Source organism: Listeria floridensis FSL S10-1187 (genome assembly GCF_000525875.1).
Taxonomy (GTDB): Bacteria; Bacillota; Bacilli; order Lactobacillales; family Listeriaceae; genus Listeria; species Listeria floridensis.
The window spans coordinates 105,511-117,454 of sequence record NZ_AODF01000001.1; the positions used below are offsets into that span (position 1 = coordinate 105,511).

At 39.3% G+C, this 11,944-nt stretch carries 8 protein-coding genes and 1 pseudogene; 3 read left to right on the plus strand and 6 right to left on the minus strand.

Annotation, left to right across the window (positions count from 1 at the left end; translation table 11 throughout):
- Positions 1 to 20: 20 nt before the first annotated feature.
- From MFLO_RS16110 to MFLO_RS00565, 6 genes are all read right to left on the minus strand, one after another.
- Entirely contained in the window at positions 21 to 1,175 is a 1,155-nt protein-coding gene (locus tag MFLO_RS16110) for a glycosyl hydrolase family 65 domain-containing protein (protein ID WP_241433478.1), read from the minus strand.
- Positions 1,099 to 2,328: a glycoside hydrolase family 65 protein gene (locus MFLO_RS16115; protein WP_241433479.1), complete on the minus strand. Its 1,230-nt coding sequence runs from the start codon at positions 2,326 to 2,328 to the stop codon at positions 1,099 to 1,101. Before MFLO_RS16115 ends, MFLO_RS16110 begins: the two co-directional genes overlap by 77 nt.
- A gap of 36 nt (positions 2,329 to 2,364) precedes the next feature.
- Positions 2,365 to 3,387 (minus strand): LacI family DNA-binding transcriptional regulator, encoded by a 1,023-nt coding sequence (locus MFLO_RS00550; RefSeq protein ID WP_036095573.1) that lies wholly within the window; start codon positions 3,385 to 3,387, stop codon positions 2,365 to 2,367.
- A 78-nt stretch (positions 3,388 to 3,465) separates the two neighbouring features.
- Complete coding sequence (locus MFLO_RS00555; protein ID WP_036095577.1) at positions 3,466 to 4,281, minus strand: carbohydrate ABC transporter permease; 816 nt, start codon at positions 4,279 to 4,281, stop codon at positions 3,466 to 3,468.
- Positions 4,281 to 5,156 (minus strand): carbohydrate ABC transporter permease, encoded by an 876-nt coding sequence (locus MFLO_RS00560; protein WP_036095580.1) that lies wholly within the window; start codon positions 5,154 to 5,156, stop codon positions 4,281 to 4,283. The genes MFLO_RS00555 and MFLO_RS00560 overlap by 1 nt, the downstream gene beginning before the upstream one ends.
- A 77-nt stretch (positions 5,157 to 5,233) precedes the next feature.
- Complete coding sequence (locus MFLO_RS00565) at positions 5,234 to 6,622, minus strand: extracellular solute-binding protein (protein WP_036095582.1); 1,389 nt, start codon at positions 6,620 to 6,622, stop codon at positions 5,234 to 5,236.
- A 317-nt stretch (positions 6,623 to 6,939) separates the two neighbouring features.
- On the opposite strand from MFLO_RS00565, the pseudogene MFLO_RS00570 reads away from it, so the two are divergent.
- From MFLO_RS00570 to MFLO_RS00580, 3 genes and pseudogenes are all read left to right on the plus strand, one after another.
- A pseudogene (locus tag MFLO_RS00570) lies at positions 6,940 to 8,464 on the plus strand (AMP-binding protein).
- Between the two features lie 705 nt (positions 8,465 to 9,169).
- Entirely contained in the window at positions 9,170 to 9,562 is a 393-nt protein-coding gene (tagD, locus tag MFLO_RS00575) for a glycerol-3-phosphate cytidylyltransferase (protein ID WP_036095584.1), read from the plus strand.
- 37 nt (positions 9,563 to 9,599) lie between these two features.
- Complete coding sequence (locus tag MFLO_RS00580; RefSeq protein ID WP_036095587.1) at positions 9,600 to 11,936, plus strand: CDP-glycerol glycerophosphotransferase family protein; 2,337 nt, start codon at positions 9,600 to 9,602, stop codon at positions 11,934 to 11,936.
- Positions 11,937 to 11,944 lie beyond the last annotated feature (8 nt).

Consider the following 11,944-nt stretch of genomic DNA (forward strand, 5'->3'; position numbering starts at 1 on the left):
GGCATATTTCGCTTCATCATTTAATTTTGCCATTCAGCTGGAATCGCGATGCATTTCGCGGTGCTATCAAGCGTTTCTTCCTTGCCGTAAATCATCACCGCCGCAGTTTCAGCATTTAAAACTCGGAATATCGCTTCCGTTTTTTCCACGTGTACTTCGATGATTGCTTGTTTATAATCCACACGGAATGTATAGCTGTTCCACTTTTTTGGAATCGTTGGATTTAGGATCAAGACTGGTCCGTCACTTCGCAAACCGCCGAATCCGTATACAATGTTCACCCATGCTGCCGCAATCGAAGTGGTATGCAAACCTTCCCTTGTATTACGGTTGTAGTTATCAAGATCCATCCGCGTTGCAAAACCAAAGAAATCAAAGGCTTCCTCATGTTTGCCAAGTTCTGAGGCAAGCACGGAATGAACAGAAGGTGAAAGGGAAGATTCATGAATCGTACGCGGTTCATAGTACTCATAATTGACCCGTTTTTCCGCTTTGCTAAACTGTTGGTTATACAAAAATTGGAACATCAAGACATCGGGTTGTTTGATCATATCGTTGCGGTAAATTCGGTCATATGACCAGTGGCTGTAAAGCGGGAAATCTTCGACCGGAATTTGATCGACATTAATATGAGGCAAATCGAAATAGCCGTCATGCTGCTCAAAGAGACCGTTCGCCTCTTGCAGTAGAAGTGTTTGATCCGCCGCGTTTTTCCATTCATTTATTTCTACTTCGGTAACGTTCGTCTTTGCTTGAAGCGCCGCGTATTGCTCGGGAGCCGTGCTTTTCATTTCCTTCAAAACTTGAATCGTATAAAGGAACGTCATTTTTGCCATGTAATTCGTGTAGCTGTTGTGGTTGACCATAACTTGAAACTCATCCGGACCCATTACACCGTAAAAACCGAATTTTCCTGTTGCGGCACTATAATCGCCACGAGAACGTAAGAAACGTGCTATTTCTGTGAGCATTTCGGCACCATGATTATACAAAAATTCATTATCTTCTGAAAGATGAACGTAATGCCATATCCCATAAGCCACGCCAGTACTTGGTTGGAATTGTGTACTTGCATGTTGCCAAAGTGTACATGCTTCTTCACCATTTAGCGTTGCAATTGGATAACAAGCTCCTTCGCAATCTAATTGCCGCGCTCGAATTTTTTGCTTCGGCAAGTGTAGAATAGCGAAACTCCAGCAAATTTTTAGCTGCTTTCAAATTCGTGAAAAGATAGTATGGTAAACAACATGTTTCAGTATCCCAAAAAGCATGACCGTTATAAGCTTCACCGGTCAATCCTTTTGCGCCGATGTTATTCGTCGGGTCTTGACCGTGATACGTTTGCTGCAATTGGAAAATACAATAGCGAATGCCCTGCTGATTTTTCAGGTCACCGTCGATTTTAATATCAAACTTTGCCCAAACATTTTCCCAAAACGCTTGCTGTGAAGCTTTAGCCGCCTCATAGCCACACTCGTGTTGTTTTGAAAGATTAGAGTGCCCCTTTTGAACGAATTCCGCTTCTGCTAAACTGATATTTTTCTCAGCCAAATTTGTAATATACTTAGTGAGCGAATCCTGCTGCGCTTTTTCAAGCGGAAAATCGAACGTATAACCGACAAACTTTTCTGTCTCGAGTCGTTCACATACAATCTCGCGGCTTACTTCAAGTTCAAATCCAGAGAAAACCCGCTGATTTGAGCTCGTCGTATCGCTTACGATATAGGCTCCCTTTTCAGTAAAGCCTTTCTCTGTCGTATTCCAATATTTAGCATCATTCGATCCGTGTGTTGTCCCGAAGTTTTGTCCAACCGTTACTTTGATCGCTCCGCTAAAATTTTCCGGCTCAAACGTTATTTTTTGAAACGCTTCCGTATAATTTTCCATATGCAAAAAGCGTTCAAACGTTATTTTCAAACGTTTACCTGAATGTGTAATCCATGTCAGCGTCCGACTGAGTTCCCCCGTTTTAAGGTTCAGTTCGCGTTTAAAGTTTTCCATCTGAATCTGGTTCATATCAAGCATTTCACCATCAAGTTCAAGCTTTGTATAAAATGAATCCACCGCATTGACCATAAAATGCGTTTTTGAAACGATACCTTTATAGTTAAGTCCCGTTTCAGCATGGTCGCGTTCATAAATACCATTAAAATAACTGCCTTGAAGTGATGGAGCAGTTGTCCCTTCTTCAAAATAGCCACGCACGCCCATATATTCATTTCCTAGGGAGAAAACTGATTCAGCTACTTCGTTATAAGCTGGATCAAAACCTTCCTCAATGATCTTCCAAGGATCAAGTTTAAAATACTCATCTGCAATCTTTGCCATAGTTCCCCCCGTACCGCCGCAAATTTTAACAACTGTTTACTTCTTAGAAACTGATTTCCGAATCACAAGCTCCCCGTCAAGCGACGTATAACGGCTTGTATCCGCGTTGTCGTCTTGAATAATCGAATGGAGCGTTTCCATACCGAGCTCACCTTTTCGAATCGAGTCCAGCCGAATTGTCGTTAATGGCGGATCGCTTAGACGCGCATAGCGGATATCATCAAATCCGATAATTGACGTCTTTTCTTTATCATATAAATTCCGTTCTTTCAAATAATGAATCAGCTCAACTGCAAGAAAATCTGCCGTTACAACAATTGCGCTGTAGCCATCAAGCGTTTTCGCAATTGCTTCGAAGTCATCATGAAAAAATAGTTTGTCGTTATCATAATCAAGCCCTGCATTTTCAAGTGCTTCCAAATAGCCGCGATACCGCTCGCGAATAACGCCTGTTCGGTCCGCTTTAAATGGATATGTGAAAAAAGCAATGTCTTGGTGCCCTTGTTCAATTAAAAAATTAGTCGCTTTGTAGCTTGCTTCATAGTCATTCGTATTGACAAATGCCCGGTTATGCTGTTTCTTCGCTATTTCGTAGTTTCTATCTGAGAGATGCGTATCAAGAAAAACAACCGGAGCTTGAATCCGCTGATTCACTTCCTCAAAAAATTCTTCTGAAACACCGACGCCGATGAAGCCTTCAAATTTCCAGTTTGATTGAACAGACTCCACATCTTCTACCGAAACAACAGCATGAACAAGCGTAAAATACCCGAGTGCTCTTGCTTTCTGCTCAATCCCTTCCAAAACTTCGGCAACGAACGGATCGGCGAAATTAAACTGGTCGTTATCAGCATAATACAGCAGTCCAATCAAATTAGAAGATGATTGTACGAGCGCACGAGCGTTCATATTAGGCGTATAATTATATTTCTTAATAATCTTTTCAATCTGCTCAATCTTGTCTTGTGACACACGATGCTGCCTTTTATTGACTACATTTGAAACAGTTGTCATGCTTACGCCTGCTTCTTCGGCAATTTGTCTGATCGTTATCTTCATCTCATCATCTCCACTTATGCGTATTCTACCGCTATTATAGCGTACTTGAGACCCATTTTCTCTCTCAAAACGTTCTCCTTATTTTCCGGATCCTTTCGCTACTCCTGCAATAAATTGCTTTTGGAAAATGATATAAACTACGATGATTGGAATAATCGAAAGCGAGGTTGCCGCGAATAAGCCTCCGTAATCCGTTCCATATTGCCCGTTGAACGCCCGAAGTCCTACCGAGATCAATTGCTTGTTTTCATCATTGATCATAAGGAATGGCCAGAGATAGTCTTCCCAACTCCATAAGAATTGGAAGATTGCAAGACTTGCAATCGTGTTACGCGACATCGGCAAAATAATCCGATGGAAAATATAGAAGTCCGATGCTCCGTCGATTCGTGCTGCTTCAAGCATTTCATCTGAGATGCCAGAAATTGATTGGCGGAATAAGAATACGCCAAATCCGCTTACCATCGCCGGAATGATCAAAGCTTTATACGAATCAAGCCAGCCAAAATCAAGCATCATTTCGTATTTAGGAATAATCGTAACCGCCCAAGGAAGCATCATTGTTGAAAGCACAATTCCAAACAAGAGCCCGCGTCCGCGAAATTTAAATTTCGCAAAAATGAAGCCGATTAAAGCACTCGTGTAAATCACGATCGCCGTTGTGACAACCGAGATAAACAGACTGTTAAAGAACATCCGCATGAAATTGAATTTTTCTTGGATGCTGACATAGTTTTCAAGTGTGGACATTTTCGGGAAGAATCCGCCGTTTACCTTTACGATCTCCGCATTCGTTGCAAACGATGAAACAAGCATCCAAACAAACGGAATCACCGTGATGATCGCAAGGATGAGTAGTATTCCATTAAATAGCGTCAGTTTCACCTTATTCATTACGATGTCTCCTCCTTGCCCGTTATTTTAAACATAATCAGCGTAAGTATCCCAATGACAACAAACAAAATAACCGCCATTGCCGAAGCTGTTCCGAAATTATACTTCTCAAATGCTTCATCGTAGATCAGATAGGAAATCACATATGTATCTGTTCCCGGACCGCCTTTTGTCATAATTAAAATTTGAATATAAGCTTGCAGGTAAGCAATCAAAGAGGTAATCACCACAAATAGTGTTGTCGGCTTCAAAAGCGGCCACGTAATACTTCTGAACTTTTGCCACTTGTTCGCCCCGTCAATATCAGCTGCTTCATATACATCATCAGGAAGCGCCATAAGCCCTGCTAGAAAAATAACTGTTGCATAACCAAAGTCTTTCCAAACCGTCATAAAGATAATTGCCGGCATCGCCCACTGCGAATCCATCAGCCAGTTAATATCAAGATTAAAAACTTTATTAATTAGACCAAATTGCGGATTGTAAAGCCACATCCAAACAAAGGATACAGCCACAAGCGGCGTAATGGTTGGCATGTAGAACATTCCTCTAAAGAAGGTTTTAAATCTTGCGAGCTTCGAATAAAGCAAAACAGCAAGTCCTAAGCCGATAACAACCCGGAAGACAACTGCGAAAAATGTGAAAACAAAAGTGTTTTCCATCGACTTCCAGAAAAGCTTGTTCGCAAGCACATCTTTATAATTATCAAGACCGACAAAATTATATTTATCGATCAGCGGATTCCAGTCGTGTAAACTTCCGGCAAACGCTTTGTAGATTGGATAGACAAGGAAAACAGCGAAGTAGAGAACTAGTAAAACAATCGTGATGTTTTTTAAGTTGAAAATAGATGGTCTTAAACCCTTCTCATTCACAACGTCTCCTCCTCTTTCTTATAAAACCGAGAAGGATACAAAGGACGCACCCCGTGTATCCCTCTTCCGGTCAAAATTTATTTCTTAGCCTCATCATAGAATTCATAAGCGGATTCAAGCGATTTAAAGTCCGTATCTTTCATTTCAGACTCCATTTTTTCCTGTCCATCTTTGATCGCTTGCTTCATGTTTTTGCCATTGTAAAGTACATCATCAAACGTTTGATCGCCTGTTTTTTCAACCGTTGCTGGGAAAGCACCCGGCCAAATTAAGCGGTCAACCCGCGGAGCAATTGCCTTGAGAACTGGATTGGCTAAAATGTCAGCATCATCCTTAAGTGACTTCTTCGTTGGGAAAGAAGCGAGCGATAAGGCACCTTTTTTCGAATAATCATCATTTGCAAGCAAGTATTTCAAGAAATCTTGAGCAACCGCTTGTTGTGCTTTTGATTGGTTCTTGTTAATCCCTGGTGTGCTTTCGCCGTTATAGCGGTCATAAGCAAATGGAACATCCTTAGTTGGTGTTGGCGTTGCAAACACGCCGAAGTCAATATCTGGATACTTCGTTTCCAGTTCGTTCAGATACCAGCCCCACATGTAAACCATTGCAGTTTGACCGTTTCCAAAACTTTGTTTGGCTTCTTTACCAAAGTCCTTCGATCCAACTTTGTCTTTTTCATAGAGATCAATCAAGAATTGCATATTTTCAATGGTCGTTTTGTTGTCGTAATTCGCTACTTTGCCACCATCTTTAAATAACAGGGTGCCCTTTTGATAATTAAGTCCTTCATAAAGCGCGCTGTAGTTCTCGAAGTTATAGTTAAAACCTGCCTGTACAATCTTGCCGTTTTCAGTTTTTGTCAATTTTTTAGCGACTGCGCGAAATTCGTCCCAAGTTTTTGGAATATCATTTTCCGTAAGGCCTGCTTCTTTCCACAGCGCTTTATTATAATAAATGTTCCCAGTGTTGATTAAGCTGTCAGTGTAATAAACTTTACCATCTACAACATGCGAATCAACAGAAGTGAAATCCGCTTTAAGATCATCAACCGAGATATCGTAAGGTGCGAGATATGGCATCAAAATGTCGTTTTGCGAGTTATGTATGCCGAAGATTGCTGGACCATTCTTTCCTTTCAGTGCAAGCGGTAATTTTGTCCAAAAATCATCCCAAGGCGTTTTTACAATTTTAATTTTTACGTTTGGATAAATCTTTTCGTAATCTTTTGCCAGTTCAATTACAGGATCTCCGTCATTCCAAGTCCAATAATCAATTTGAATTGGCTCTCCATCATTCACAAGCTTATTGGGTTCAAATTTAACGGTTTGCCCAATTGCATCAAGTCCCTTATCCTTCTTCGTATCCTTCGTTCCCGAACCCGCTTTGTCACCGCTTCCTGAACCGCCACAAGCAGTTAGGCCTACTAATAGAAGCACAGAGAAAAGCGCCATTAAAACCTTTTTCATGATGAAACCTCCCTAAAATCATAATTTTATTAAGTTTAACGTTAAACTTAAGATAGATTAAGAAAGATTTAACGTTAAACCCAATCTGTTTCAATATGTTTTGTTACTTGTTGAACTACTTTGAGTTTAACGTTAAATCTATTTTTTGTCAAGCGCTTACATCTTGTTTTTTCACATTCATTTTATCAAGGTTTTTCAACACTTTGACTTCGTTTTCTTCATATTCACTTACTTTTACAGACAAAAAAATATTTTTTTATACAAGTGAAAAAATGAACATGCTATAATAGTAACAAATTAAAATAAAGGAGATTTTTATGCGAAACAAATACGAACCATTAAATTTATATAGTAATTTCAAGGCCAGTGCAGCGCTTTTTCCAGAAGTTCCCATTTATTTTGATGAGCCACTTGTAGCTTTTCCAGAATTTGGACTTGAAACGACCTACCGAGCTGCAAAAGATGCTATCGTAAAAAAAGCTAGTTTATTGAAAGAAGCTGGTTTAACGGAAGGTGATAAAGTAATTATTTACAAATCACCAAAGTTTGATACCTACTTGCTTGCTGTGGCTGCTTCATATATTGGCGCTGTTCCGGCGATGATTTCCTATCACTTGCCGGTCGAGACGATGAATGTACTTGCGGAACGTCTTGAATTTCCTTTTGTTTTGTTCGATGAAGAAACCGCGAGCAAAGCAGCCTTAACTGCAAATATTCCTTCCGCGAAATTGATTCAGGCTGAAGTTCTAGCAAAAAAAAGAACCTGCTCAATTAGCCGAGCAAGTCAAACTTCCGCTTGATGTGATTTCCTATATGACGCATACTTCTGGCACAACTGGTATCCCAAAACTGATTGCACACAGTGCGAATTCTATGGGTTTCCGCGTTCAGTGGCAGCGTAATATTCTCAGCTTGATCCGCGACAAGGAACTCGCTGCATTTCACATTTCGCCGGTTCATTCACGGTTTAACATCGGTATTTCGTCATTGATGTCACAAGGTTTTCCGCTTTTCCCAATCGCTCAGCCTGATGCAGAAAACATTGAGAAAATCATGACAACTTATAAGCCTTCGATCGTCGAAACTCATCCAAATAATTTTGTTCAGTGGGTATCTCTTGCCCGCGAAAAACCGGAAACGTTTGCGAGTATACGCTACTACCATTCCACCTTTGATGCGATCAACAAAGAAACGATGGCAGTATTTTTAAATTGTTCAGAGCGTAAACGTCCTGTTTTCATGCAAGTGTACGGTCAAAGTGAATGTGGTCCGATGATTCTTCGCTTCCACACGAAGAAAAGCCTTGAAACCCTTGATGCACGAAATATGGGATATGGTATGAAGGAATTAACGGACGTTCGCATTGTCGACCAAGCTGGACTTGAAGTCCCAAATGGCACCTCTGGAAATATTCAGATGCTCTCAAAAGGCCGCGCACTAACTTACTATAAAGAAGATGCCCGCTTTGCTGAGAATGTTTATGGTCCTTTTTGGGACAGTGGCGATTACGGCATGAAAAACCAAGCCGGCGCCTTGTTCCTGCTTGATCGCCAAGTTGACCTTGTTGATCACATTGATAGCACGCTTGCGATAGAAGATAAGCTACTTGACAGCCTGACATTTTTAGATGAAGTCGTGATCATCCGCGGAAAAAACGGAACGCCTCAACCGATCATCTCTGTCGTTTCTGGAAAGGAAATGGATTTTGATGCTTGGTATTCTGCGGTAAACGACTTACCTCAGTTAAACGAACCAATCGTAATGGCTTATGAAGATATTCCGCGTACAGCTACGATGAAAGTTCAACGTCTTAAGATGGAACGTGGATTAAATGCTGAATAAATACGAAAAATCAATGCACCCGCATGGGTGCATTGATTTTTTAACAAGCTTTATACATCTCTAGATAAAAATTCGACTTTGCTAAAGAATAAAGAAATATTGCTGTCAATTTTTACCATCAACCAACAAATTATTATCAGCATAAATAATTCATTCCTTTCTTTTAAACCTTTCGCAACTTAAAATGAGACTTTTCTTAAACAATCTCTTTATAACCATATATTTTTAAATATAAATATCGAAATTTTCTTATAAATATATTTGATTTTCTTTTGTTATCAAACCATTGATACTACGCTATTTAATTAATATGTATAGACTTTTAGTTAACTTTTTTACAAAACTATATTGTATAAAAATTCGTTTAAAGATATAATCAATAAGGGTACGAACGTTGACATGACGCTTGTTAAGTATCTATTAATACATTAGTTTTTCCTTTGTAAATTTATTTGTTTTTATATTTTTTAGTGAAAAACAACACATATTAATTATAAGTTTGAATAAAAATATATTTTTTTGTACAAAGAAATTAGAAATTACATTCAAACAAAAAATAAGTTTTATCCACACTTCACTATAGGTATACGGTGAAGTTCTGTCATGTCTAAAGAGAAAATTTAAGGAGTGGTATAAAATCGTTCGGTTACATTGGGAGTTAGTTAGTCATTTTCTAAAACGACAACAAAAGAGGAGCGAAACATTATGAAGAAAATTATTACTTATGGGACCTTTGATTTGTTACACTGGGGGCACATTCGTTTGTTAGAACGCGCAAAGTCGCTAGGGGATCACTTGACGGTCGTTTTATCAACGGATGAATTTAATTTAAAGAAAGATAAAGTGGCCTACCACAGCTATGAAATGCGCAAGTATATTTTAGAATCAATCAAGTACGTTGATGCCGTTATTCCTGAAAATGATTGGTGTCAAAAAGAACGCGATATCACAGATAACGCTATCGATCTATTCGTTATGGGAGACGATTGGAAAGGTAAATTTGATTACTTAACTGATTACTGCGAAGTGGTTTATCTAAGTCGAACTAAAGGGATTTCGACGACACGGATCAAAATGGAGCTGCAAAATCACGCATAAGGCAGTGCTTGACTGAGGAAAAGGGAGATTTTCACATATGAAAAAAGTAGCGATTATAGGATTTAACATCTTTGCACCAGGGGGAACTAGTCGCAGTAATATTAATTTGACGAAGGATTTTATGGATCATGGCTTCCACGTCGCCTTATACAATACACTGCCATTTACTAAAACCGACATCATTACGCTAAAGTATACAGAAAAAATCAAACAAAATATTTCTTTTCATTCTATTTTCGACCTTGGAAAAAGACAGGATATTGATATCTATGTCATCACTCGAGAATCACTTTTCCCCGTCTCAAAAATCATCAAACACTTTTCACCTCAAGCGATGGTCATCGGTGAGATCCATGCACCGCTCGATTTGCTAGACGAAAGTATCGACCTTAGCTTAGACAGTATTGATTTGATTCGCGTAAGCACGCCTTCCATTGAAGAGGAGTTTAAAAAGCGCTATCAATTCAAGCATGTGGTGAATCATACCGTAAGCGTAAGGCACTTAAAAATTGATTCACGCATTATCTCCCCTAAAACCAGCAATCTATCTGTTTTCTCACGTTTTGAGGACAACGTTAAAGATATATCATACAGCATTAAACTGATGGATTACCTCGTCAATTACCTAGGAGCGGTCGAGCTTAATCTATACATCAACGGCTACGGACCTTCCGAAACCTTATTCAAAAACCTCATCAATTATTATCAGCTACAAAGATACGTTTTTTTGAACGAACGCGTTCCTGAAGAGAGTATCTACCTTTCCACATCACGTTTTGAAACTTTTGGTTATTCAATCGTGGAGGCGCTGGCTAAAGGCCAAAAGGCACTACTTTTTCCGGGCGAGGACGGCGCACTTAAGGAAATCTTTCCAAAAACAGAAAGTATTGAATGGCTTTGTAAAGACTTAGAAATTGATGCGCGCAATGTTCTTCAGTTCACTCAGGCTGAGCCGAATAAAGCACATTACAACGAATTAAACAGCCTGTTCGATAAAGACGGCTACATTGATTTGTTTGAAAACCAGTATCGCTTATTCCGTTTACGCCGCAGACATTCTAAAAACAATTTCAAGTTAAAAGAACAGGAAATCGAAGCTATCTATAGCAACATTTCACATACAAAACAAGCGAGACAGTTTGACTGGGCCTACTCGTTTTATACAACACTGAAAAAATGGCCAATCACAAGAGGTATCGTAACAAATACTCGCGTTAAAAAGACGAGTATTGCAATGCTTGAATCGTTTGAAAAACTGTTTGCTAAGAAAAAAGAAGAACTGCCGCTTTATGCCAATCATTTTTTTGTTGAATCGTTTCACGGAAAAGCTTTTTCAGGCGATCCGAAATATATGGCACTTCTCATTAAAGAACAGCTTCCAGATGCTAAAATTTTTGTCAGCTCGGTCAATCAACTTGTTGATATGGAAATTCGCTACTTCGGATTTGAACCTCTTCGACTTGGAAGTAGAGCTTATCTCGATAAGTTCAAAGAATCCAAGTATGTTATCGTTAACGGCAACACTCTTGATAAAGCCGGAAAAAGAGAAGGTCAAATTGTGATTCAAACTTGGCACGGCTTTCCGCTTAAAAAAATGGTAGCTGATCTTGAAGATGTCAAACAGCGTGAGAAGGAGCTTCAGCAATTTCTGCCGCGTATGAAAAAATGGGATTACTTGCTTTCGTCGTCTGATTTTAATACCGAGCTGTTTCGTTCAGCTTTTAAATTGGAAGAAAATCCCCAATTAAAAATCATCGAAAACGGTGCACCACGCAACAAGTACTTAATTGCTAACCGCAATAACCTTGCCGAAAAAGAAAAACTGCATTTGAAGTACTTTAACCGTCCACTTTCTGATAAACGCTATATTCTGTTTTGCCCGACATGGCGCAAAGACGACCGAAAAGACATCACAAGTATTGACTTGAAAACATTGATTCGCAGATTGCCGGATGACATGGAAATTATCGTGAAACTGCATCCACTCGAGGCCTCACTTAGAAAATACTATAAGTCGTTAGATAAACGGATTCATTGTTTTTTTAACGAACTTGTAGATATACAAGAATTATTTATTCTCGCCGACGTATTAATTTCAGATTATTCTTCAGCAATTTTTGATTTTGCTCATCTTAATAAAAAAATTATTATCCTTCAAGAAGATGCCGGTACCTACCAGAAGAAAATAGGTTGGTACTTCGACATTGAAAAAGTCTGCGCCATTGCAGGAAAAGCATATGATTCATTTGCACTTGCAAAAGCAATCATTCTGACTGATAGACGCGTTGATACTTATTGTCATGCCATTCAAACTAATTTGATGAGCCGTGACAGTCTACTGACAGAGCAACGCTTATTAAACGAACTTTTTTAAGAAAGGCT

What these genes read in the sequence shown, in the direction of transcription:
- tagD (WP_036095584.1), top strand. Translation starts at nt 9,170, where the DNA reads ATGAAGAAAATTATTACTTATGGGACCTTTGATTTGTTACACTGGGGG.
- MFLO_RS00555 (WP_036095577.1), bottom strand. Translation starts at nt 4,281, where the DNA reads ATGAATAAGGTGAAACTGACGCTATTTAATGGAATACTACTCATCCTT.
- MFLO_RS00580 (WP_036095587.1), top strand. Translation starts at nt 9,600, where the DNA reads ATGAAAAAAGTAGCGATTATAGGATTTAACATCTTTGCACCAGGGGGA.
- MFLO_RS00565 (WP_036095582.1), bottom strand. Translation starts at nt 6,622, where the DNA reads ATGAAAAAGGTTTTAATGGCGCTTTTCTCTGTGCTTCTATTAGTAGGC.
- MFLO_RS16115 (WP_241433479.1), bottom strand. Translation starts at nt 2,328, where the DNA reads ATGGCAAAGATTGCAGATGAGTATTTTAAACTTGATCCTTGGAAGATC.
- MFLO_RS00550 (WP_036095573.1), bottom strand. Translation starts at nt 3,387, where the DNA reads ATGAAGATAACGATCAGACAAATTGCCGAAGAAGCAGGCGTAAGCATG.